A 22,710-nucleotide genomic window follows, 5' to 3' on the forward strand; every position below is an offset into this window, starting at 1 on the left:
TAATACAAAACGGGAGGGCTTTATCATGATGCAAGTGGGCATTTTCAGCGGTTATTTTCCTTATTCCCTTGAGGAAACAGCCAAAAAAATCCGTGCGCTCGATTTCAACACGGTCCAGCTGGATATGCATTTCAAGGATGTTGATCTTAGCGCGGGCCAGATCACCAAAGAAAAGTGCGTTAAAATTCGTGAGACATTTCGCGATCACAATCTGCCGATCTCGTGCATTTCCGGTTATACGAACATCATTCATCCGGACAAGGCAGAGCGCGAGCGCCGCGTAGGCTATCTCAAAGAGATTATCCGCCACGCGCAATATCTCGGCACGCCTTATGTGATTTCTGAGACCGGTACTTACAACACTGAGTCAGACTGGGTTCATCATCCCAAGAACAAGACCGAAGAGGGCTTTGAAGAATGCCGCAAGGTCATCGCGGACCTCTCGCAGTTTGCCTATGATCATGGTGCGGTTTTCCTGCTCGAAACCTATGTGAACAATGTCGTCGGCTCGGTTGAGGAAACGGTGAAGATGTTTGCGCAGGTCGACCATCCGGGTCTTGGCCTGCTGATGGACCCGACCAACTATTTCGAGACGCACAACATTGACCGTATGGATGAAATTCTCAATCAGGTCTTCGATACATTGAGTGACAAGATCAAGATCGGCCATGCCAAGGACGTCAAGCGCTCAGGCGACGACAAGAGCGAGAAACACGCCGATATTGGCGATGCTGAAGCGCTTGAAAGCCATACTTTCCGTGGCGTGGGTGAAATTGAACTGCCTGCACCAGGTTTGGGTTCGCTGAACTACGATCTTTATCTCAAGCGCCTTGCGCAAAAGCATCCGAACATTCCGATGATTATCGAACATCTCGACGAGGCTGATGTGCCGCGTGCGAAAAAGTTCCTGGATGGGAAGCTGCGCGCGCAGGGACTGTAACACCGCGGGGGTGGGGCGGTCGGTGCCTGCGCTGGCCGCCTTTTGAATAAATCGGCTGTACGCCTCAATGACTAAGGTGCGAAAATGGTGAAGCTTTACGGAGAGGTGAGGTCGCGTCGCGATCTTGCCGCGAGTACTGGCTCTTTTGCTCAGTTTGCTGGCGTCCGTCTGATGGTGCTGGAAGATGGGCTGGAACGCGGCATAAGAATGCTGGAGTTCCGTTCAGGCACTGGTCTGCGCTTCACCGTATTGGTTGATCGTGCATTGGATATTGCAGATTGCGAATATCGCGGTATGGCTATCGGCTGGCATTCACCATCCGGCTTCCGTCATCCGGGCCTGCATGAATATGAGGGAGAAGGCGGTCTTGGCTGGATGCGCTCTTTCTCTGGCCTGATGATCACATGCGGTCTTGATCATATCCTCTTCATGCATGACGAAGCGGCTGATCATTTTAATTATAAGCCGCGCGAGACGATCAAGCATTCAATTCATGGCCGCGTTGGCACCATTCCGGCAAAGCTCACTGGCTATGGCGAACGCTGGGAAGGGGATGACTGCTATCTCTGGTGCGAAGGCGTGGTTACTCAAGGAACAGTTTTCGGTGAACATCTCGAACTGACACGTCGCATCGAAATCAAAGCTGGCACGAATGATATCAGGTTGACCGATCGGGTGACCAATCGGGGCTTTTATCGCACGCCGCATATGTATTGCTATCACATCAATGTCGGACATCCCGTTCTGGCGGAAGGCTCTCGTTATATTGCGCCAATCAAGGATGTGGTGTGGGCCGCTCATGCGGGTGATGATTATAAAAAGCAGGGTGTGGGTTATCGCTCAATGCCTGCACCGCAAATGCAATTTCATGAGCAGGTCTGGCAGCATGAAATGGGTGCGGATGAGAACGGTGAAGTGCCGGTCGCGCTGGTCAATGACCGTCTTGGCATCGGCTTTGAAGTTACAACGCGCAAAGACCAGTTTCCCTGCATGTATGAGTGGCAGAACCTTCAGGCCGGGCAATATGCGCTCGGTATTGAGCCAGCCACCAACCATGTCCTCGGACATGGTGCTGCGCGTGAACGCAATGAGCTGATCTGGCTTGAACATGGTGAGGAGCGCCGGTACGACAGCACATTCCGTATCCTGGGAGATGCGGCTGACATTGCAGCCAGCGACGCACGGATTTCGGCAATTGCCAAACAACCAGAAGATGATTAACCCGCACCATCTGGCAATCATATTGCCATCGGAGATCGCTCATGAACGGTGCATCCATGTTTTCGGTAACAGGAAAAACCATTCTTTACACTGGTGCTGCTGGTGGTCTGGGACTTGAAACAACCTTGAATTTCCTGCGTGCAGGCGCGCAGGTTGTGGCCATTGATCACGATCCGAAAAAGATCGAGGAGCTGAAAAGAAAAGCAGAAGCGGAAGCGCTGAACGGACTTTCGATCCATGCGCTTGATTTGTCGGATTTGTCGACGCTTCGACTGGCATTGGAAGCAATTTCCAGCGAGGTCGGCGGCTTTGATATCGTGATAAACAATGCGGCGATTTATCCTTCAAAGCCTTTTGAAGAATACACACTTGAGGAAATGCAGAAGGTGCAGCACATAAATGTCGATGCTGGCATTGTGTGTGTGCAGGTGGCACTGCCGCATATGCGAGACAAAGGCTGGGGTCGTATTATCAATATAGCCAGTGTTACCGCCTATGGCGGTTGGGCACTGCTGTCGCCTTATGTGCAGTCAAAGGGCGCCTTGATCGGTCTTGCGCGCGCATGGGCACGCGAGTTTGGGGCCTATGGCATCACCGTCAACGCGATTTCTCCAGGTGCATTTCCGACGGATGCGGAAAAAATCCATCCCGATCCTGAAGGTTATACGCGCTTTGTGTTGGAGCATCAGGCAGTGAAACGTCGCGGTTCTGCTGATGATATTGCTTCTGCTTTGATGTTTCTTGCTTCTGAACAAGCAGGATTTATCACCGGCCAGACCTTGAATGTCGATGGCGGATGGGTGATGCATTAAAATCGGGGAAGCGAAATTCGGAGGAATGTGTGGACAAGCTTTATCTGGCGATTGGGTCGCTTAATCGCGAAGCACCTTATTTTCAGGGCGCGCGGGGCGAAGGGCTCTCAATCTACACATTCGATACGCTAACAGGTGAAGCTCGGCGCATTTGTGGTACAGCATCGGTCGACAATCCGACATTTCTAAGCGTGGATCCGGTTTCAGGCGCAATTTACGCTAATTCGGAAGTCTTCGGCTGGCATGAAGGTACTGTTACTGCCTATCGCTTTGATGCTGGGCGTGGTGAGCTTGTTTATCTCAACAAACAGGCGTGTCAGGGCAGCATATCGGCCTATAACATGGTCACGCGCGACAGAAAATTTGTACTGGTTGCCAATTATGCGATGGGAGCCGGCGGACCTGATCAATCGCTGGTCGCTTTGCCGATAAAGACTGATGGAAGTTTGGGGCCGGTTGAGGGGGCCGTCCGTCACGCCGGTATGCTCGGTCCGGTTGCTGACCGGCAGGAGCGCAGCCATCCGCATTGCGTAGTCGAAACACCTGAGGGCGGTCTCTTTCTTGCGGCCGATCTTGGCCTCGACGAAATCATAGCCTACCGACTTGACGATCAAGGTGCATTTGAGCGCCTCAACACGGTTGCCGCTATTCCGGGTTCTGGTCCCCGGCATATTGCGCAACATCCCAATGGTCGTTTTATCTATGTTTCAAACGAGCTGAATTCCAGCGTTTCGCTCATTCATCGCGAAGGCACTCAGTTGAGCCCTGGCCAGACTGTGCCGACCGTGTCTGCGAATATCCAATCCGATGGTGCAGATATTCATCTCACGCCCGATGGGCGCTTTCTATACTGTTCAGCCCGTGGGCCTGATAGCATCACCGCTTTTCGTGTGGATCAGGAAAATGGCAGCTTGGTTGAGATAGGTCAGAGCTTTACGGGTGGCAAAACACCGCGTAATTTTGCTGTGACACCAGATGGTGGCTGGCTTCTGGTTGCGAACCAGAATGGAGATTGCATTGCAATTTTCACAATAGACAAGGAAACGGGTAACTTGACCGATACGGGTAAGCGCATCGAAATTGGCACCCCTGTATGTGTGAGGCCCTTCCATCTGTGAGCAGTGAAACCGGGCTTCCAAGAAAGCAGCGACGCAAGGGTTCTGGTGTGACCATGGCCGATGTGGCCGCAGCCGCAGGCGTGTCGATGCAGACCGTTTCGCGAGCATTGCGCTTTCCAGATTCAGTGACGCCTGAAAAGCGCAAAGCCATTCAAGACGCGGTCGAGAAGACGCATTACGTCCATAATCTCGCGGCAAGCCACCTTGCTTCGCACAAGAGCAATACGGTTGCGGCAATTATTCCGACACTTTCAGCTTCGGTTTTTGCTGAAACCATACAGCATTTTTCCGATGTGCTGCATCATGCGGGATATCAGATTTTCCTTGGCAACACGGATTATCGTCCAGAGCGTGAGGAAGAGATTATCCGTAGCCTGTTGGGTCGTCGTCCGGATGGCATTTTCCTTATCGGAACGCATCACAGCAAACGCAGTGTGGCACTACTCAAACGTGCTGCAATTCCGGTTGTAGAAGGCTGGGATTTTACCGAGAACCCCATTGATCGTCTGGTTGGCTTTTCCAATACTGCCGCAATTACTGAGATGGTCGATCATCTGATTAGCGCGGGCAGACGTTATATTGTTTTCGTGGGTGTTGTCAGAAAGGGTGACAGCCGTGCAGCCGAGCGTCGTGCCGGGTTCAAGGCAGCGATGGAGCGGTTATTTCCAGACGAAAAGCCGCGCATTACAGTGGCGACGGAAATGCCAATCGCTATGGCCTCAGGTGTTGATCTTTTGCGCCGTGCGCTTGCACAATTTCCCGAAGCTGATGCCGTCATGTTTTCGAGCGATATTCTGGCATCAGGCGCATTGCTGGAAGCGCAGCGCATCGGCATCAAGGTGCCGCAGCGATTGGCAATAACCGGTTTTGGTGATTTTGAATTATCACGTCATCTGCTTCCGCCATTGACGACAGTTGCTGTTCCTTCAGCGCAAATCGGACGCAAGGCAGGAGAGCTGTTGCTGGAAGCCATGCGCGGGGAGACGTCAGAGAACAATATTGTCGATGTGGGTTTTGAACTCAAGGTGAGAGCCAGTGGTTAGAGCGGCTCCTATTCAGCTGGGTCGTGGGAATAAATCTAACTAATTGTTTTTGGTTGGCTATCCAGCGCAGGCCATTTTATTTTCTGCCTCAACCGCTTCAGTGAATCTTCTCTTCACAATGTCGTCCATCGCCTCGTATCGTTAGCGCTAATCTTATTATCGATGAAAATTCTGATTATCTCTTTTAAAGCCATAAATATTATTCAAAAATGTTAGCGCTCACTCTAGACAAACAAAAAATAGTCGATAGGTTCTGCGCAAATGGATGGACGCAGGGAGGAGGCGACTATGGGTGTTTTATCAGGATATCGGGTGCTGGATTGTTCTATTGCCATGGCGGGGCCGTTTGCAGCTCAGCGGCTGGGCGATCTGGGGGCCGATGTTGTCAAAGTGGAGCCCACAACCGGTGAATGGCAGCGTCATGTCGCGGCGGGTGGTGCGGAAGGTAACAAGGTCAATGTCTCGTTTCTGTCGCTCAACCGTAACAAGCGTTCGCTTGCTGTTGATCTGAAATCGCCGGATGGCAAACAGGTTCTCACAGATCTGGTGAAGACAGCCGATGTGTTCTTGCAGAACTACCGTCCCGGTGTCGCCAAGCGCCTGGGTGTGGATTACGAGTCGCTCTCCAAGATCAACCCAAAGCTCATTTATGTTTCGATTTCCGGCTATGGCGAAGATGGACCCTATGTCCAGCGTCCCGGTCAGGATCTCGTTTTGCAGGGCATGTCGGGCGCAATGCTGTCCGCAGGCCGTGAAGGTGAGCCACCGACTGCCGCTGGTCAGTATCTTGTCGATGCAATCACGGCCTATAATGCTTTTGAGGGCGCATTGGCGGCCCTCCTGCATCGTGAGCGCACGGGTGAAGGCCAGCTTGTGCAGGTTAACATGCTGGATGCTATCACGACCATCCAGATGCAGGAGCTTTCCGTTTTCACGGTTGGTGGCAAGCCGCAGACCCGCTCTGCAGAACCGCATGCTCATGTTTATATTCGCGCGCCTTATGGTGCCTTTGCTACATCTGATGGCTTCATCATTGTCGCTTTTCCAAAGCTTAGAACGCTGGGCGAGGTGATTGGTGAAGACAGTTTCCTCACCATGAATGATGAGGTTGATACCTGGGCTCGTCGCGATGAAATATTTGCCAGGACGCGTGACAAGCTGAAGACGAAAACCTCGGCCGAATGGCTCGAGCTTTTGCGCGCTGCCGATATCTGGTGTGGTCCGGTTTATGGTTATGCCGATCTGGTTGAAGACGAGCAGATCAAGCATAACGGTACATTTGTAGAGTATGAGCACCCGACTGAAGGCAAGGTAAAGACACCGGGTTTTCCGATCCGCTTCTCCAAAACGCCATCAACGGTTGATCGCGGTGCTCCAATCACTGGACAAGACACGCGCGATATTCTGGCGGAAGCCGGATACGCGGTTGAGAAAATCGAGGCGCTTGAGCAGTCAGGCGTTATCGTTTCGGGAAGACTTTAAATGCAGGTGATTAAAGCACTCACGTGGGATCATCCGCGTGGTTACAACGCGCTTGCTGCGGCTGCAAAGCTGCCAGAGGTCATCAGTTCAGGGCTCGCTATCAGCTGGGATAAACAGCCGCTTGAGGGCTTTGAATCCCATCCGATTGCAGATCTCTGTGCTCGCTATGATCTGGTGGTTCTCGACCATCCGCATGTGGGCGAAGCTGTCGGTGGAGATTGCCTTTTTTCGCTCGAAGAAGTGTTTGGCGATGAAATTGTCGCCGCATTAGCGAATGCCAGTATCGGGCCTTCGCAGACGAGCTATCGCTTTGCGGGAAAGCATTGGGCGCTGCCGCTTGATGCCGCCACGCAGGTTATGGCATTGCGGCCGGACCTGTTGGCCGATGTGCCGACCACATGGGCTGAGGTTTTGTGCCTGTCGCGAGAAAGCGGAAAGGTTGCGCTTTCGCTCGCGGGTCCCCATGCTTGTCTGTCATTCCTGTCCATTGCTGCAGCTTTTGGCGAGCCGCCAGCCGAAAAAGACCCGGATATTCTTGTTTCAGATGATGTTGGCCGTAAGGTCTACGATCTTATGGCGGAACTTGGCGCGCGCAGCCCAGCCTCGGTGAGACTAAAAAATCCAATCGGTATTCTTGGCCATATGGTCGAAAATGATGATGTAAGCTTATGCCCGCTTGTCTACGGCTATGTGAATTATGCTGTGCCGCAAAGCGATCACACTCTTGCATTTCACAATGCGCCGCGAGCTGTGGCTGGGGGGCGTCCGGGTTCGACGCTCGGGGGCACCGGCATCGGTATTTCGCAGCGTTGTAATGTTACACCAGAACTCAAAGCCCATCTTTTGTGGCTTCTGAGCCGCGAGACGCAATCCGGCTTTATTCCAGATCATGAAGGCCAACCATCGCGGCGTGATGCCTGGAATGATGATTATGTGAACCAGTGTTGGGGCGACTTTTATCACAACACAGCAGATACGCTCGAGCAAGCCTATGTGCGTCCGCGCCACGACGGATACATAGCTTTTCAGGGGAAGGCATCGGCCCTCTTGCGCGCTGCGTTTGATGAGCAACGCGCCGCAACCGATCTCTTGAACGAACTTCAATCTCTTTATGCCGCTTCGCGCACAAATGGTGGTGAAAGGTAGGTTTTCCATGACTGAAGATGTGACATTTGAGGTGGATGGAGCAGTTGCTATCATCACGCTGAACCGCCCGCAGAAGCTGAATGCCGTTACGCCGGAAATGGCTGATGCAATCGTTGCTGCTGTAACTGAGTGCAATGACAGCAACACGATCCGTTGTGTGATCCTGACAGGCGCTGGCGAACGTGCTTTCTGTGCGGGTTCGGATATTCGCGAACTCGATAATTATGAGACGCCGTGGCAGTTTCGCAATCGTCCCGATTATTGCGATGCTTTCAGAGCTTTGCTCAAGCCATCTATTGCAGCGGTGAACGGCTATGCATTTGGCGGTGGTCTTGAGACGGCGATGTCGTGCGATATCCGCATTGCTTCTGAGAATGCTCAGTTTGCCGCGCCCGAAATCAAACTTGGCTGGATTGGCGGTGGCGGCATGGCCGCACATCTTGCGCATTCCATCGGTGCATCCAATGCAGCACTTATGATTATGACCGGTGACCCAATCCCGGCTGATAAAGCCGAACGCTGGGGACTTGTGAGTGAGGTCGTATCGCAGCCCGATCTTCTGAAACGCGCCCGTGAAATAGCCAATGTGATTGCATCACGCGCTCCGATTGCCGCAGAAACGGCAAAGCTCAATCTCAAGGCCGCGGCTTCGATGCCGCTTGAAAAGGCAATCGAATACGAGCGCGATCTGCAAACAATCTGTTTTGCAACTGCCGATGCGCAGGAAGGCCGTGCTGCCTTCAAGGAAAAAAGGGCGCCGTTTTTTCATCGGCGTTAGAGCATTTCCAGCAAAGGCGGGAACCGGCTTTGTTTAGAATAATACTTTAAAACAAATAGTTACAGCAGTTCCAACGATCCAATCGTAATTGGAGACGCTGCAACCGGGCCGGGGGGCTTTAGAACGCATTCTGAAAGCTGTTTTCGGGATGCGCCCATACAAAATGTTAGAGCGGCGATCTCAGTCGATCAGATCGAAACACGCTCTAACTCGTCAAATCGAGGGAGAGGGATTTTGACAACCGAAACCATGAGCAAGCAGAAGGCGCTTGGCAGTACGATATTTGCCAGCACCATCGGCACAGTCGTCGAATGGTACGACTTCATTCTGTATGCGACAGCTGCCGCACTTATCTTCAACCATCTGTTCTTTCCGCAGTTTGACCCGACCACGGGGATCATTGCGTCTTTCGCGACTTATACGGTTGGTTTTCTGGTGCGTCCGTTGGGAGGCATCGTGTTTGGCTGGATGGGAGATCGTATCGGGCGCAAGCCGGTGCTGATGATCACGCTTCTGATGATGGGCATCAGCACCACATTGATCGGCTGTCTTCCGACCTATAACTCGATCGGCATTTGGGCACCGGTACTTCTGCTCCTTCTCCGTGTCGTTCAGGGGCTTGGCGCGGGCGCTGAATATGCGGGTGCCGTGGTTATGGCAGGCGAGATCGCCGGTGGCCGCCGTGGTTTCTTTGCAAGTCTTCCTGCGGCGGCTGTCGATGTCGCCACAATATTGGCAGCCGGCATTTTCGCGCTTTTCACACTGTTGCCAGAAGACGACTTTATGAGCTGGGGCTGGCGTATTCCGTTTTTGCTGAGCGGCTTAGTTTTGTTTCTCGGCATTTATATTCGCCAGAAAGTTCCGGAATCGCCGGAATTTGTGCAGGTCAAGGAACAGCGTCGCGACGCAAAATTGCCAGTGCTTGAAGTGCTGCGTAATCACCCACGGACCATGCTTGTAGCGATGGGCGCAAACCTCGCACCCAACTTGTCTTACGTCTTCCAGACATTCACGCTGGCCTATGCCACATCGAAACTGGGTTTCTCTCGCGAAATCATTCTGACAGGTGTCATGCTTTCAAGTGCGTTTGGCGCGGTGATGTGCGTGGTGTTCGGTGCGTTGTCTGACCGTGTTGGGCGTGTGCCGATCATGGCCATGGGGTCTGCTGCTGCGGCAATCTATTCGCTGGTCTATTTCCAGTTGCTTGGTGCGGGGACACCATGGACGGCGGTTGTGCTGATCATCATTGGACATGCGATTGGCGCACGATCATCCTTTGGTGTTCAGCCAGCCTTCTATTGCGATATTTTCCCCACAGAAGTGCGTTACAGCGCGATCGCTTTTGCGCGGGAAGTCACTGGTGCGATTTTTGTTGGTCCGCTGCCACTGGTGGCGACAGCTTTGGTGAGCTGGTATGGTTCTGCCTGGCCCGTCGCAATCATCACGGCACTCTATTGCCTGATCACGACAGTGTCGGTTCTGTGCGTCGAGAAAGCGCAAAAACTCGATGCTGAAGCCCGGGAGAGGCGGATTCTCATCGAGCAGGAAGCGTAGTTGCTTATCGCCACTACGCCTGAGATCAAAAATGGCTTTGACCGGTTTTCCGGTCAGAGCTTTCCAGAAAAAGCTGCATTTAGCAGATCAAGCGCACCCTGTTTGGTCAGTTCAATCGGATTGCCGCCAGCCGTCGGATCGACGATGGCCATTTCGGCGATCAGGTCCTTACGCGATGCATCCATTTCCAGTCCTTTGACGAATTCCGGCAATGTGTTTGGCACGCCGAGATCCTTGCGCAACTTCATGATAGCATCGACAAAGCCGTCGAAACCGCCTTCAATGCCAAGATAGTTGGCGAGGCGTTCGATGCGCTTTTCAATCGCGGCGCGGTTATGGTGCAAAACATAGGGCATGAAGACGGCGTTGGTCATGCCGTGATGGGTGTCGTAAAGCGCGCCAATAGGGTGGGATAGCGAGTGAATCGCGCCAAGTCCCTTCTGAAAAGCGGTGGCGCCCATAGAAGCAGCTGCCATCAGATTGGCACGTGCTTCGATATCTGAGCCATCGGCATAGGCCTTGGGCAGATTTTCAAACACGAGACGAATGCCTTCCACAGCGATACCATCAGCCATTGGATGAAATCCCGGTGCACAATATGCTTCCAGGCAATGCGCAAGTGCATCCATGCCGGTGCCAACCGTGATGAAGGGCGGCATACCTGTTGAAAGTTCCGGATCAGCAATGACGGTGACAGGCAGCATTTTCGGATGGAAAATGACCTTCTTGGTGTGGGTTGCTTCATTGGTCAGAACGCCCGCACGGCCGACCTCCGAGCCTGTTCCAGCTGTCGTCGGAACGGCAATGATCGGCGCTATAGCGTTGCTGTCTGCGCGGGTCCACCAATCACCAACGTCCTCGAAATCCCAGACATCACGGGTCTGCCCGGCTTGAAAGGCGATGAGTTTGCCAAGATCAAGTGCCGAGCCGCCGCCAAAAGCAATCACGCCATCATGCTTGCCTTCATTGTAGACCTTGACGCCTGCATAAAGGTTGCTCTCGACCGGATTGGGCTTCACATCAGAAAAAACCGCGTATTTGACGCCTACTGTATCAAGGATGTCGAGTGTGGAAGCGACCACTGGCAGCTTTGCAAGTCCCGGATCGGTGACGAAGAGCGGGCGTTCTATGCCTGCCGCTTTCAACACGGCGGGCAGTTCCCTGATGCGGCCCGGTCCGAAAAGCACGGTGGTCGGGAAATTCCATTTGGCAGTCAAAGTGGTCATGTCGATTGCTTTCCAGATATTAAAGCATTTCCAGCAAAAGTGAGAAATGGTTTTGCGTAGGATAATGCGTCAAACAAACAGATGGAGCGGTCCTGATGCGTTTGGTTTACGTGAACCGCTCTAGATTTTTTCACGCAGATGGAAGGACTTCGGACGTGTGAGATTGCCGTAACCGATGGGTGAAAGGGCAGCGCCTTTGCCGGTATCCTTCACGCCGGTCCACACAAGTGCGGGGTCGAGATAATCGCATCGGTTCATGAAGACAGTGCCGGTTTCAATTCGGTCCCCCAATGCTGCTGCGTGATCGGTGTCGGTTGACCAGAGCGAAGCGGTCAGGCCGTAGATGCTGTCATTCATCAGCGCCAGTGCTTCTTCATCATTGCGCACCTTCATGATGCCGACGATGGGGCCGAAGCTTTCTTCGCGCATGACGCTCATCTGATGATCGACATTGGTGAGCACTTCCGGCGCAATATAAGGCGAACCGGCCACGTCGTTGTCGACTGTCATGTTCACATGGGCTTTAGCGCCCTTACGCACGGCTTCAGCCTTTTGCTCGCGAATGAGGTCGGCAAAACGTGCCTGAGCCATTGGTCCAAGCGTCGTTGATGCGTCGAGCGGGTTACCGACGACATATTGCTTTGTGAGATCGATGAAGCCGTCTACGAACCGGTCATAAACGGCTTCGTGCACATATATACGCTCAATGCCGCAACAGCACTGGCCGGAATTGAAGAATGCACCATCGACCAGATTGGCGACTGCATGATCGAGATTGACGTCCGGCAATACATAGGCGGGGTCTTTTCCGCCAAGTTCCAGCCCAAGCGACATGAAAGTGCCGGCCGCAGCTTTCTCAATTGCACGCCCCCCACCGACAGAGCCGGTAAAATTGACGTGGTCGATGCTGCCGGATGCAAGCAGCGTCTCAGTCGATGCGTGATCGAGAACGATATTCTGGAAGACGCCTTTGGGAATGCCCGCTTTCTCGAAAGCCTGTGTGAAACGTTCGCCGGTCAGCAATGTCTGGGTGGCATGTTTGAGGATCACGCTGTTACCCGCCATAAGCGCCGGGATGATGGTGTTGACCGCAGTGAGATAAGGATAATTCCAAGGCGCGATAACCATCACGACCCCAAGCGGAACGTGCTTCACATAACGACGGAAGCCATCCTTCTGTGCAGGCACATAGGGGCTGAGTGCCTCTTCGGCAATGTCGATCATGTATTGGCCGCGTTCCTGTACGCCACCATTTTCGCCGCCATAGCGCGTTGGGCGCCCCATCTGCCAGGCAATTTCAGGAATGATTGCCTCCTGCATTGCGGCAAGTGCATCCAGTGCAGCACGACAATAGCTGGCCCGTTCAGCGATGCTTAACTGAGCCCAGCCGACCTGCGCCTGTCGTGCTGCGGTAACTGCCGCGTTGATCGCGGCGTCGCTCGCATAAGGACGCTCCGCATAAATTGAGCCATCAATTGGTGAGATGATCTTGGCAGTGCCGCTCATCGGGCAGTTCCTTTGTATGAAGTCATTCTGTATTTCAGTCTGTTTTGGAGCCGCAGGTCAATACCGTTCAAAGCCACGATGCAGCTCCCAATCGGTGACGCGGCGGTCATATTCGATCTGTTCCCAATGTGCGGTGTGAACATAATGATTGACCACGCCTGCACCGAGCGCTTCCTTGAGGAAGTCTGACTTTTTGAGGGCTTCAGCAGCTTCGCGTAAAGTGTAAGGGATTTCCTTAAGCTTTACAGCGGCATAGGCATCACCAACGAATGGCTCATCGAGCTCCAGTTTTTCGTCCACTCCCTGAAGTCCGGCAGCAATAAGAGCTGCAAATGCCAGATAGGGATTAAGGTCCGCGCCGCCGATACGGCACTCGATCCGAATACCTTTGGTGCCTTCGCCGCAAAGCCGGAAGCCCGCGGTTCGGTTGTCCTGGCTCCACATGATCTTGGTCGGCGCAAAAGTGCCTGCCTGAAAGCGCTTGTAGGAGTTGATATAAGGCGCGAGGAAATAGGTGTAATCGGCAGCATATTTCAACTGACCCGCCACCCATGATCGCATGAGCGGTGTCATCGTGTAGGGCGCTTTCGGATCGAAGAAGAGTGGCTCCTTGCCGTCTGCACTCCATATGGAATTGTGCACATGGCTCGAACTGCCGGCCTTGGCGTAATCATATTTAGCCATGAAGGTGATGCATTTGCCATGCGCCTCGGCGATTTCCTTCATGGCGTTTTTCATGACGACATGACGGTCGGCCATTTCCAGAGCCTCCGCATAGCGCACGTTCAGCTCCTGCTGACCGGGGCCCCATTCGCCCTTGGAGTTTTCAACCGGAATACCGGCAGCGCCCAGATGATTACGCATGGCGCGCAGCACCTGTTCTTCCTTGGTGGTCAGGTGGATTACATAATCCTGAACATAAGGGGAGGCAGTATCCATGTCCTGCCAATGCTTGGAACGGGCGGTTTTATAAGTCTCGTCAAAGAGATAAAACTCAAGTTCAGACGCAAAATAGGCGCGATATCCGCGCTCTTGCAACCGAGCGAGTTGCTTCTTGAGGATGGCGCGCGGTGAATGCGCGAGGTCCTGATGATCGTGGTGATCAAGAATGTCGCAAAGCACGATAGCCGTTTTTTCAAGCCAGGGCGCAAGGCGCAAGGTGGATAGGTCCGGCTTCATCACGAAGTCGCCATATCCCTTGTCCCAGCTTGCCGCTTCATAGCCCGGAACCGGCTCCATATCGATGTCATTGGCCAGAAGATAATTGCAGCCATGCGTTTCATCATGGGCGGTTTCCACGAAGAAGCTCGCATAAAAACGTTTGCCAATCAGGCGACCCTGCATGTCGACGAAACATGCAAGAACGGTATCAATTTCATCATTTGCGACGGCTTTTTTCAATCTGTCGAAAGTCAACTGGTCGGCCATTTATGCTTCGCTCCTCACGGGAAAAATGAAAGGGCGCCGCACAGAAGCGCGGCGCCAAATTCGTCATGTGTAGCGGTATGGAGCACCTGCATTGCGCATGGTTTCCTGATATTTTTTCAGGATTGCCACAACCCTGGCATTGCGTTCGCTCTTGGTCGCAATGTCGTCCCAGAACTCCTGCGCAGCGTCTTCAATCTGCTTCCATTCGGATTCAGGAATGGTGGTGAGTTCGAGCTTGCCGCCTGTGGTGCGATAATTGGCTTCGCCCCACCAATACCAATGCTGGCGATAGTAATGCGATGAATCCATTGCCAGTCGGAAAAGCGTTTTCAGATGGTCCGGTACAGCTTCCCATTTTTCGGTATTCGCGAAATAGGAGCCAGCCCATGCGCCATTGATATTGTTGGTAAGATAGTACTTGTTGATATCAGCCCAACCGACCGTATAGGCCTCTGTCGCGCCGCACCATGCAACGCCATCGAGTTCGCCGGTCTGGATGGCGACTTCGATGTCTTCCCATGGCAATGTAACCGGAACGACGCCGAATTTTTGCAGGAAGCGACCGCCGGTCGGGAATGTGAAGACGCGCAGGCCCTTAAGATCTGCAACACTGCGGATCGGCTTTGTCGTCACAAAGTTGCAGGGATCCCATGAGCCGGCACTGAGCCATGTGACGCCTGGGATTTCCTTATAGGCTTCTTCCCAGATTTCGTTGAGCCCGTACCAATTGAAGAGTGCTGGTACGTCGAGGCTATAACGTGATGCAAACGGGAAATACGCCCCGAACACGGCGACATCGACTGGCGACGCCATGGAGTCGTCATCGCTTTGTGCGGCGTCGATCGTGCCGGCTTGCACCGCGCGGAAAAGCTCTCCCTGCGGGACGAGCTGGTCGGAGGTATAGAGCTCAATCACCATTTCGCCATTGGCTGCCTTGTTGAAGGCATCGATAGACGGCTTGATGACATGTTCTGCAAGTGCCGGACCGGCATAGGTCTGGAGACGCCATTTGATCGGGCTTTGAGCCCGCACATAAGGCGTTGCAAGTGTGGTGGCGCCAATGGCCCCCACAGTTGTCAGTCCGGCCTTTCTGAGAAAGTCGCGTTTGTTAAGTTTGTTATTCTCACTCATGCCCATTCTCCCATTAAGTGTTTGAAGTTCCCTGCTGTTTTAACGGCTTGGCCATTAATGGCTCTCTGGACCGTTCATGCTTATGCGTTTCCTCCTGAAGTCTCGTATCGACCCTTATCGCCCCATGTACCAGTTAGGCAGCCACATCGCGATTTGCGGAAAGATCATCAGAATGATGATGGTCAGCACCATGAGGAGGAAGAACGGCACGATTGATCTATAGATATCTATCAGCGTGACCTCTTTTGGCGCTAACGCTCGCATCATGAAGAGATTGTACCCGAAGGGCGGTGTAATGTACGCGATCTGGCAGGTGATGGTGTAGAGAATGCCAAACCAAATGGCATTGAAGCCGAGGCTTTTCACCAGTGGAATATAGAGCGGCGCTACAATCACCAGCATGGCGGTGTCATCAAGGAACATACCCAATATGATGAAGGAAAAAAGCATCAGGATCAGGATTGTCCAGGGTGACAAATCAAAAGTGCCAAGCAGGAGCCGCTCGATTGCTTTTACCGCCCCAAGGCCATCATAGACTGACGAAAAGCAAAGCGCCGCCAGAATGATCCAGAGGAACATGCACGTAATCGTCAACGTGTTGCGGGTGGTGGTTTCCAAAACAACTTTTGTCAGGCGTTTGGTGAACAACGCAGCCAGAGTTGCAAGCAGTGCTCCGATAGCCGAGCTTTCGATGAGGCTTGTGACGCCTGTCAGAAACAACCCCATCATGGTGCCAAAGATGATGAGCGGTAGCAGCCCAACCTGCAGCGAGGAGATACGCTCGCCCCATGTGATGCGTTCCAGCTCTTCCTTGGGCAAGGTGGGACCCAGTTCCGGACTGATGCGGCAGCGTACATAAATATAGATTGAAAAGAGTGCAGCCATCAGCAGACCGGGGCCTATACCCGCCAGCCAGAGCTGCAACACCGGCTGCCGTGCGATCATGGCGTAAAGCACCAGCACTACGCTTGGCGGAATCAGAATACCGAGCGAACTGCCCGCCTGAATGACACCTGTCACCATGACCTTGTTATAGCCGCGCTTGAGAAGTTCAGGCAGCGCGACCGTTGCCCCGATGGCCATGCCTGCGACGCTCAATCCGTTCATGCAGGAAATAATGACCATCAGGCCAATGGTTCCCAAAGCCAGTCCACCCCGAATGCCGCCAAACCAAACGTGAAACATGCGATAGAGATTGCTGGCGATGCCGGATTCCGACAACATGTAGCCCATGAAAACAAAGAACGGCACAGTTATCAGTGGATACCAGTTCAACACCGCAAAGGTGGCGTTGTAGGGCATCTCGAACGAGCCTTTGCCCCAGAGCAGAAGTGCGGCGATGGTGCCCACAAACCCGATCACACCGAAGACGCGCTGACCCGTCATCAGCAGCACCATCATCGTGGCGAACATAAAGAGTGTGATGAATTCGGAGCTCATATGTGGTGGCCTTCCTCAATCGCAGGACCCGCAATGGTGTCGATTGGCTTCCCTCGCCAAGAGGCCCAGTCCTTGAAGAAATTCGAGACGCATTGAAGAAGCAGAAGGAAGATGCCTACGGTCATGATGAGCTTGATCGGCCACAGAACCGGTGCCCATGCCGTATAATTCTTCTGGCTATAGACGATGGCGTAGTTGGTGGATGAAATGCCGCCCATCACCATCACGCACAGATAGAAGATGATGAACAGGATGGTGATCATATCGGTGATCGCCTTCCTGCGCGGGCTGAGGCGATCAAAGAACAAATCCATACGTACATGCGCGCCCTGTTGCATCGCGTAAGCGCCGCCGAGCAGATAATAGGCTGAAAGAAGGAACTGGGACATTTCCAGCACCCAGTTTACCGGCACACCCAAAACGACGCGTGAAAAGGTTGAATAAAGAAGACAGGCGCCAAGTACGAAAAACAGATACATGGCAAAGCGCCCGACATAGTAATTCAGCGCATCAACATATTTGACGAATAGTCTGATCGGCTTCGGCATTTCCCGCTCCTTCAGGCCTTCGGTCTGGTTCGTTGAAGTTGAGGGTCCAGCGTTTTCGCAATATCCGTAAAGATTGTTGCAAGGCGTGCTGCCCAGGCGTGTTGTGTGTCTTTGCTTGCGATTTCGTTGTTGCGCAGCTCAATCATCGCGCAAGGCATGTTGCGTGGCCGCGCATGACGCTCCAGTGTGTAATAGACCTGGTCAGCAGGTGAATACGGCTCGTTCACTCCGACATCGAGGGTCGCGTCCTGCTTCAACGCAGCGATCAGCGGTACTGCAATCCGGTCGTCCTGATCGTGAATAATGCCAATCTGCCATGGACGTGAAACACCGCGATAAACCGGGGTAAACGAGTGGATCGTAACGACCCATGATGCCTGACCGCGTGTTGCGCGGGCATTGATGACTTCTTCGATGCGGCGGTGAAACGGCCTGTGCGAGAGATCGATCCGCGCAGTTCTTGCCATAGAGCCGAGCGCATGATTGCCGGGAACGATGGTGGTCTCGCTGATTTCAGGAATAAGATCTCGCGCATCAAGCGGGCGGTTGCAATCGATAAGCAGCCGTGAAAGTCCGGCCTCAACGAGAGGTGCATCCAGTGCCGTACTCAAATGCCGTGCGACTTCAACAGCGCCGGGATCCCATGCGATATGCGCGTTGAGTGCGTCTGTGTCGAGCCCAAGCCCGTCAAAGCTGTCCGGTATGAAATTAGATGCGTGCTCGCAAACGAAGAGATAGGGGCTTTCTCCCTCCTCATTCGTGACAAAATACGGCTCAAAAGACATAGCTCCAGTAGCCGCGCGATTATCTCGCTCGTCCGTCATTCTGCTTGTTCCCCGCGCTGTAACTTATGTTACGTTTTTTACATTTATGCGCTATTGCGGATTATTTGATACGCCGTATGATAATTTGTCAAACACAATTTTGCCCAAATTTGAAAAGAGCTGCCAGAATGGAAAATGCCGCAATGACAAGCACGAGCATCGCGGAACTGATCAACGAGCGTATTGATACGATGCCTGCCGGTGAACGCAGTGCAGCGCAGACGTTGATCGCCAATTATCCTATGCTGGGGCTTAAAACCGTCGCTGAGTTTTCTGCCCATGCGGGTGTCAGCTCCCCCACGATCCTGCGGTTCGTCAATCGTATTGGTTTTCAGAATTACCCTGATTTTCAGGCCAGATTACAGGATGAACTTGCAGCGCAGCTTCAGTCACCGCACCACCGCAACGAGCATCCTGAAAAGGGCAGGGATGCTGCATATCCGGCAGTGGAACATACGCTGGAGAATATCCGCGAGACCTTCCGTCATCTGGGCGAGAAGCAATTGCGACAGGTGGTTTCGGCACTGAGCAATTCCAGGGGAAATGTGTATCTGATCGGCGGACGTTTTACCGATCCGATTGCACAATATATGGCGGCACATATGTCGATCATTCGCCCGCACGTGTTTCATCTGGGCGGACAGGAAAGTGTGTGGCGAGATCGCTTGCTGGATATGGGCAAAAGGGATGTTCTGGTCGTCTTCGATATCCGTCGTTATCAGGATAGTCTGCTGAAGCTGGCTGAAAAAGCGAGAGGTCGAGGTGTCGAAGTTGTCCTGATCACCGATCAGTGGCTTTCACCCATCGCACGTGTCGCACGTCATGTGTTGGCGGGGCGCATAACCGTGCCTTCTGCATGGGACTCATCGGCTGCGCTTTTCGTGCTGGCTGAAACCATTATCCGTGAAATGACGCGGGCTTTGGAGCAGGATAGTGCCGCGCGTATCGCAGAACTCGAAGCGCTCCGATAGATTTCTTTGCATTGAAAATCCATGGCGGGGGCTGGTCGCACCCTTATAATCGCTTGTTTCAGCGACGTGCGGCGCGGTGCAATAAATTATTGATAATATTATAAATTATCCCGGCGTCCGCGATTGAGGAAGCTGGTTTTTTGATATTCGTCATTCATTAATAGTACCGACAAAGACAAGCTGGAGACAGTTTGGTCCGGCGCAAAAGCGTCGAAAAGAAGCTTGACTCAACTTATGACATAAGTCATATGACAGATGCTGTGTCAGCCTGATGAGGATCAGGGCAGAATAAAAGGCACTGCGGGAGGAAATGTCGAAGTACCATGGGACGGTGCTTGGGCAGAAAAAGCTGGAGGAAATCATGATCTCGAAATTGTTGAAGCGTTTTGCGCTTGCTGCAACTTTCGCTTCTGCCTTGTGCGCTGGTGCATCATCAGTCATGGCGCAATCTTTGTCTGACATTACAGGAAAAGGAACTGTCACAGTTGGCGTGCTGACAGGCATTCCCCCTTACGACACGGTTGATGCAAGCGGCAAAACCGACGGATTTCTCGTCGAAGTCGCACGTGATGCCGCAAAGGCGCTTGGTGTTAATCTGGAAGTCGTGCCGGTAAACAATGCTTCGCGCTCCGCAGCGCTTGAGTCCGGCCGTGTAGACTTTCTGATTGCGCAGATGACAGCAACCCCAGAACGCGCCAAAACCTTTCTGATGACCAACCCTTATGGCGCGTATGAAATGCGCTTCATTGCTGCAAAAGACCTCAAGGTTGAATCTTTGCAGGACCTTGCGGGCAAGCGTATCTCGGTGCCGAAGGGCAGCACGCAGGATGTTGCGGTAAGCGGCTATGGTATTGAAGGGCTTGAAGTTGTCCGTTTCGATGACGATGCGCTTGCAATGCAGGCTCTGATTTCGGGACAGGTGGATGCCACTGCAGCCGTTGCAACGGTTGCTGAAGACATCATCAAAAAACGGAGCCTTACCAATCTTGAAATCAAGAAGGATGTGCCGATCTTTACGCTCTATTGGTCTATGGCCACGCGCAAAGACGCATTTGAGCTGCATCAGTGGCTGAATAACTTCATCTACTACGAAGAAGTGACCGGCCGTTTGAATGAACTCCATCAAAAATGGATTGGCGGTCCTATTCCGGGTGGAAAACTCCCGACCTTCTAAGTCTTTTCTGTCTGATCGGCGTCGCATGCCGAAATGTATGCGGCCGCCCGTTCTTCATGCCTGGTTCTTTGAGCGACGTTTGGTTCGACCAAAGAATATGCATAAAAGTTAAAGCATTTCCGGCAAAGGTGCGAAGCGGTTTTCGCATAGGATAATGCGCAAAAACAAGCAGTTACGGCGGTTCCAGCGATTCAGTTCTGACTGAATCCGCAGTAAAGTGTTACGGCGTCTCGTCATCTTTTTTAGCGCCGCTGTTAACTCTGAAAGATCAACACAATGGCCTATGTGATGGACTTCGCTCCGGTCTTAGCCCGAGCTCCTGAGCTCGTAACCGGAGCAATCAACACGATAATTCTGTCTTCGCAGGCTATCGCTATCGGCCTGACAATCGGGCTTGCTGTGGCTCTGCTACGGTTCAATGGTCCGCGTTGGGGCAGGAATATCGGCGCGGTCTATGTCGAAGCATTTCGCAATACGCCGCTCTTGGTGCAACTCTTCCTGATTTATTTCGGCTTGCCCTATACCGGGATTAAGCTCGACGCCAATCAGGCTGCGATATTTGCCGTGTCGCTTAATCTTGGGGCCTATTCAGCTGAGATTTTTCGCGCTGGTCTGGTTGCCATTCCCAAGACGCAGATCCAGGCCGGACTGGCACTTGGTTTGTCGCAGCTTCAGGTCATGCGCTACGTGGTTCTGGTTCCGGCCTTGCAGATCGTCTATCCGGCGCTGACCGGGCAGCTGACGCTGACGTTGCTGGGCACTTCGATTGTGTCTGCTGTTTCGGCGAAGGAACTGACTATGGCGGCTGGGACCATCGAGTCTCAGACCTTCAGAAGTCTTGAAACCTTTCTGATCGTGGCTGCCATCTATATCTGCATCACCTTCTTTTTCCGCTTCATCTACATGCTGTTTGGCCTTTGGCTGTTCCGCCGCCGTGTGGATGTCAGCAATGAAACGGCTGCATTGATGCTCGACGTACAGGAGCAAAAGCCATGATCCAGTCATTCGGATGGACAAGCATACAATTCCTTATCCAGGGCCTTTGGTGGACGGTCGGTCTTTCGCTTATAACCTTTGTCTGTGGTGGTTTTCTCGGGTTGCTCTTTGCACTGGGTCGCTCGCTGGGACCTAAATGGCTGCGCTGGATCATCATGGGCTATATCCAGCTCGTGCAGGCAACGCCGCTTCTGATCCTGTTGTTTCTGTCGTTCTACGGTTTGAGCTTTCTTGGGTTCTACTTCCCACCATTGGCTGCGGCCGCGATATCGCTCACGATTTATACGACTGCCTTTCTGGCGGATATCTGGCGCGGTTGTATTGAATCCATTCCGCGTGCCCAGTGGGAGGCCTCGGATTCACTCGCGCTCAGCGGGCCACAAACACTGCGTTATGTGATCTTGCCGCAAGCTTTCCGGATCGCACTCGGGCCAACAGTCGGCTTCATGGTGCAGGTGATCAAGAATACCTCGGTGACCGCCCTGATCGGCTTTGTCGAACTCACCCGTGCCGGACAGCTTCTCAACAATATGACCTTCCAGCCTTTCCACGTCTTCCTGACGGTTGCGGTGATGTATTTCGCCCTTTGCTACCCGTTGTCGTGGTGGAGCGAGAAATTAAAGGAGCAGAAGAATGCCAGCGCTGCGCATTGATAACCTGCAAAAATCTTTCGGCTCTCTTCCCGTTCTCAAAGGGGTGAATCTTTCGGTTGAACCCGGCGAAACAGTCGCGGTGATCGGTCGGTCCGGTTCGGGCAAGAGCACGATGCTTCGCTGCATCAATGGGCTTGAGTTATTTAACGCCGGATCGATTGAGGTGGTTGGACACAAGCTGGATGGCACCAACAAACGCTTGCGTGATTTGCGCAAGGAAGTGGGCATGGTGTTCCAGAGCTATAATCTGTTTCCGCATCTGACGGTTGCTGAAAATATCAAGCTAGCGCCACGCATCGTCAAAAACGTGCCTAAGGCGGAGCAGGATTCACTCGTCAACGAGGTGTTATCCAAAGTCGGCTTGCTTGAAAAGAAAAATGCCTATCCGGATTCCCTATCCGGCGGGCAACAGCAGCGCGCAGCGATTGCACGTTCGCTGGCGATGAAGCCCAAAGTCATGCTGTTTGATGAAGTAACGTCAGCACTCGATCCGGAGCTGACCGGCGAGGTTTTGAAGACTATCGCCGAACTCGCCAAAACCGGCATGACCATGCTTCTGGTCACGCATGAGATGGGCTTTGCACGCCGTGTCGCGACCCATACCGTCTTCATGCATGAGGGCAAAGTCTGGGAGGCTGGCCTGTCCGAAGAGCTATTCGCAAATCCTAAAACGCCGGAGTTGCAGGCTTTCATCGCCTCCGACGTGAAGTGATCCAAAA

General features: G+C 53.0%; 21 protein-coding genes. 14 read left to right on the forward strand and 7 right to left on the reverse strand.

The window, feature by feature from the left end; genetic code table 11:
- Nucleotides 1-25: 25 nt before the first annotated feature.
- From CEV32_RS07975 to CEV32_RS08015, 9 genes are all read left to right on the forward strand, one after another.
- Complete coding sequence (locus CEV32_RS07975; protein ID WP_094576018.1) at nucleotides 26-940, forward strand: sugar phosphate isomerase/epimerase family protein; 915 nt, start codon at nucleotides 26-28, stop codon at nucleotides 938-940.
- 84 nt (nucleotides 941-1,024) lie between these two features.
- Complete coding sequence (locus tag CEV32_RS07980; protein WP_094576022.1) at nucleotides 1,025-2,161, forward strand: aldose 1-epimerase family protein; 1,137 nt, start codon at nucleotides 1,025-1,027, stop codon at nucleotides 2,159-2,161.
- A 41-nt stretch (nucleotides 2,162-2,202) separates the two neighbouring features.
- Nucleotides 2,203-2,973, forward strand: coding sequence for an SDR family NAD(P)-dependent oxidoreductase (locus tag CEV32_RS07985; protein WP_094576024.1), 771 nt, complete (start codon nucleotides 2,203-2,205; stop codon nucleotides 2,971-2,973).
- A 29-nt stretch (nucleotides 2,974-3,002) separates the two neighbouring features.
- Nucleotides 3,003-4,091 (forward strand): lactonase family protein, encoded by a 1,089-nt coding sequence (locus CEV32_RS07990; RefSeq protein ID WP_094576028.1) that lies wholly within the window; start codon nucleotides 3,003-3,005, stop codon nucleotides 4,089-4,091.
- Nucleotides 4,088-5,134, forward strand: a complete 1,047-nt coding sequence (locus CEV32_RS07995) for a LacI family DNA-binding transcriptional regulator (RefSeq protein WP_235818768.1) — start codon at nucleotides 4,088-4,090, stop codon at nucleotides 5,132-5,134. Before CEV32_RS07990 ends, CEV32_RS07995 begins: the two co-directional genes overlap by 4 nt.
- Before the next feature lie 288 nt (nucleotides 5,135-5,422).
- Entirely contained in the window at nucleotides 5,423-6,616 is a 1,194-nt protein-coding gene (locus CEV32_RS08000) for a CaiB/BaiF CoA transferase family protein (RefSeq protein ID WP_094576033.1), read from the forward strand.
- The gene (locus CEV32_RS08005) at nucleotides 6,617-7,762 is read left to right on the forward strand and encodes an ABC transporter substrate-binding protein (protein WP_094576035.1); all 1,146 of its coding nucleotides are present in this window, start codon (nucleotides 6,617-6,619) and stop codon (nucleotides 7,760-7,762) included.
- 7 nt (nucleotides 7,763-7,769) lie between these two features.
- On the forward strand, nucleotides 7,770-8,540 hold the full coding sequence (locus tag CEV32_RS08010) for an enoyl-CoA hydratase/isomerase family protein (RefSeq protein WP_094576037.1): 771 nt from the start codon (nucleotides 7,770-7,772) through the stop codon (nucleotides 8,538-8,540).
- A gap of 234 nt (nucleotides 8,541-8,774) precedes the next feature.
- Nucleotides 8,775-10,094 (forward strand): MFS transporter, encoded by a 1,320-nt coding sequence (locus tag CEV32_RS08015; protein WP_094576039.1) that lies wholly within the window; start codon nucleotides 8,775-8,777, stop codon nucleotides 10,092-10,094.
- Between the two features lie 53 nt (nucleotides 10,095-10,147).
- Here CEV32_RS08015 and CEV32_RS08020 read toward each other — a convergent pair whose 3' ends face one another.
- The 7 genes from CEV32_RS08020 to CEV32_RS08050 form a co-directional block, all read right to left on the reverse strand.
- Nucleotides 10,148-11,320, reverse strand: a complete 1,173-nt coding sequence (locus CEV32_RS08020; protein WP_094576041.1) for an iron-containing alcohol dehydrogenase — start codon at nucleotides 11,318-11,320, stop codon at nucleotides 10,148-10,150.
- Between the two features lie 120 nt (nucleotides 11,321-11,440).
- Nucleotides 11,441-12,826 carry an aldehyde dehydrogenase family protein gene (locus tag CEV32_RS08025; RefSeq protein ID WP_094576043.1) on the reverse strand — a complete coding sequence of 462 codons (1,386 nt, stop codon included), beginning with the start codon at nucleotides 12,824-12,826 and terminating at the stop codon, nucleotides 11,441-11,443.
- A 57-nt stretch (nucleotides 12,827-12,883) separates the two neighbouring features.
- Nucleotides 12,884-14,254 (reverse strand): glutamine synthetase family protein, encoded by a 1,371-nt coding sequence (locus CEV32_RS08030; RefSeq protein ID WP_094576045.1) that lies wholly within the window; start codon nucleotides 14,252-14,254, stop codon nucleotides 12,884-12,886.
- Between the two features lie 63 nt (nucleotides 14,255-14,317).
- Nucleotides 14,318-15,385 (reverse strand): TRAP transporter substrate-binding protein, encoded by a 1,068-nt coding sequence (locus tag CEV32_RS08035; protein WP_094576047.1) that lies wholly within the window; start codon nucleotides 15,383-15,385, stop codon nucleotides 14,318-14,320.
- A gap of 114 nt (nucleotides 15,386-15,499) precedes the next feature.
- Nucleotides 15,500-16,825, reverse strand: coding sequence for a TRAP transporter large permease (locus CEV32_RS08040; protein WP_094576049.1), 1,326 nt, complete (start codon nucleotides 16,823-16,825; stop codon nucleotides 15,500-15,502).
- Nucleotides 16,822-17,373 carry a TRAP transporter small permease subunit gene (locus CEV32_RS08045; protein WP_094576051.1) on the reverse strand — a complete coding sequence of 184 codons (552 nt, stop codon included), beginning with the start codon at nucleotides 17,371-17,373 and terminating at the stop codon, nucleotides 16,822-16,824. The genes CEV32_RS08040 and CEV32_RS08045 overlap by 4 nt, the downstream gene beginning before the upstream one ends.
- Nucleotides 17,374-17,384: 11 nt before the next feature.
- Nucleotides 17,385-18,197, reverse strand: coding sequence for an N-formylglutamate amidohydrolase (locus tag CEV32_RS08050; RefSeq protein WP_094576053.1), 813 nt, complete (start codon nucleotides 18,195-18,197; stop codon nucleotides 17,385-17,387).
- 128 nt (nucleotides 18,198-18,325) lie between these two features.
- Here CEV32_RS08050 and CEV32_RS08055 point away from each other — a divergent pair, with 128 nt between their 5' ends.
- From CEV32_RS08055 to CEV32_RS08075, 5 genes are all read left to right on the forward strand, one after another.
- Nucleotides 18,326-19,168, forward strand: a complete 843-nt coding sequence (locus tag CEV32_RS08055) for a MurR/RpiR family transcriptional regulator (protein ID WP_094576055.1) — start codon at nucleotides 18,326-18,328, stop codon at nucleotides 19,166-19,168.
- Nucleotides 19,169-19,478: 310 nt separating this feature from the next.
- Nucleotides 19,479-20,342: a transporter substrate-binding domain-containing protein gene (locus CEV32_RS08060; RefSeq protein WP_094576057.1), complete on the forward strand. Its 864-nt coding sequence runs from the start codon at nucleotides 19,479-19,481 to the stop codon at nucleotides 20,340-20,342.
- Nucleotides 20,343-20,618: 276 nt separating this feature from the next.
- Nucleotides 20,619-21,338, forward strand: a complete 720-nt coding sequence (locus tag CEV32_RS08065) for an amino acid ABC transporter permease (protein ID WP_094576059.1) — start codon at nucleotides 20,619-20,621, stop codon at nucleotides 21,336-21,338.
- Entirely contained in the window at nucleotides 21,335-21,991 is a 657-nt protein-coding gene (locus CEV32_RS08070) for an amino acid ABC transporter permease (RefSeq protein ID WP_024900186.1), read from the forward strand. Before CEV32_RS08065 ends, CEV32_RS08070 begins: the two co-directional genes overlap by 4 nt.
- Entirely contained in the window at nucleotides 21,972-22,703 is a 732-nt protein-coding gene (locus CEV32_RS08075; RefSeq protein ID WP_094576061.1) for an amino acid ABC transporter ATP-binding protein, read from the forward strand. The genes CEV32_RS08070 and CEV32_RS08075 overlap by 20 nt, the downstream gene beginning before the upstream one ends.
- Nucleotides 22,704-22,710 lie beyond the last annotated feature (7 nt).

Origin of the sequence: Brucella rhizosphaerae (genome assembly GCF_002252475.1) — a bacterium.
In the GTDB taxonomy this organism is placed as follows: Bacteria; Pseudomonadota; Alphaproteobacteria; order Rhizobiales; family Rhizobiaceae; genus Brucella; species Brucella rhizosphaerae.

Coding starts and splice junctions, on each gene's coding strand:
- CEV32_RS08040 (WP_094576049.1), bottom strand. CDS start 16,825: ATGAGCTCCGAATTCATCACACTCTTTATGTTCGCCACGATGATGGTG.
- CEV32_RS08030 (WP_094576045.1), bottom strand. CDS start 14,254: ATGGCCGACCAGTTGACTTTCGACAGATTGAAAAAAGCCGTCGCAAAT.
- CEV32_RS08005 (WP_094576035.1), top strand. CDS start 6,617: ATGCAGGTGATTAAAGCACTCACGTGGGATCATCCGCGTGGTTACAAC.
- CEV32_RS08045 (WP_094576051.1), bottom strand. CDS start 17,373: ATGCCGAAGCCGATCAGACTATTCGTCAAATATGTTGATGCGCTGAAT.
- CEV32_RS08020 (WP_094576041.1), bottom strand. CDS start 11,320: ATGACCACTTTGACTGCCAAATGGAATTTCCCGACCACCGTGCTTTTC.
- CEV32_RS08025 (WP_094576043.1), bottom strand. CDS start 12,826: ATGAGCGGCACTGCCAAGATCATCTCACCAATTGATGGCTCAATTTAT.
- CEV32_RS07975 (WP_094576018.1), top strand. CDS start 26: ATGATGCAAGTGGGCATTTTCAGCGGTTATTTTCCTTATTCCCTTGAG.
- CEV32_RS08055 (WP_094576055.1), top strand. CDS start 18,326: ATGGAAAATGCCGCAATGACAAGCACGAGCATCGCGGAACTGATCAAC.
- CEV32_RS08075 (WP_094576061.1), top strand. CDS start 21,972: ATGCCAGCGCTGCGCATTGATAACCTGCAAAAATCTTTCGGCTCTCTT.
- CEV32_RS08050 (WP_094576053.1), bottom strand. CDS start 18,197: ATGACGGACGAGCGAGATAATCGCGCGGCTACTGGAGCTATGTCTTTT.
- CEV32_RS08060 (WP_094576057.1), top strand. CDS start 19,479: ATGTCGAAGTACCATGGGACGGTGCTTGGGCAGAAAAAGCTGGAGGAA.
- CEV32_RS07985 (WP_094576024.1), top strand. CDS start 2,203: ATGAACGGTGCATCCATGTTTTCGGTAACAGGAAAAACCATTCTTTAC.
- CEV32_RS08035 (WP_094576047.1), bottom strand. CDS start 15,385: ATGAGTGAGAATAACAAACTTAACAAACGCGACTTTCTCAGAAAGGCC.
- CEV32_RS08070 (WP_024900186.1), top strand. CDS start 21,335: ATGATCCAGTCATTCGGATGGACAAGCATACAATTCCTTATCCAGGGC.
- CEV32_RS08000 (WP_094576033.1), top strand. CDS start 5,423: ATGGGTGTTTTATCAGGATATCGGGTGCTGGATTGTTCTATTGCCATG.
- CEV32_RS08010 (WP_094576037.1), top strand. CDS start 7,770: ATGACTGAAGATGTGACATTTGAGGTGGATGGAGCAGTTGCTATCATC.
- CEV32_RS07980 (WP_094576022.1), top strand. CDS start 1,025: ATGGTGAAGCTTTACGGAGAGGTGAGGTCGCGTCGCGATCTTGCCGCG.
- CEV32_RS08065 (WP_094576059.1), top strand. CDS start 20,619: ATGGCCTATGTGATGGACTTCGCTCCGGTCTTAGCCCGAGCTCCTGAG.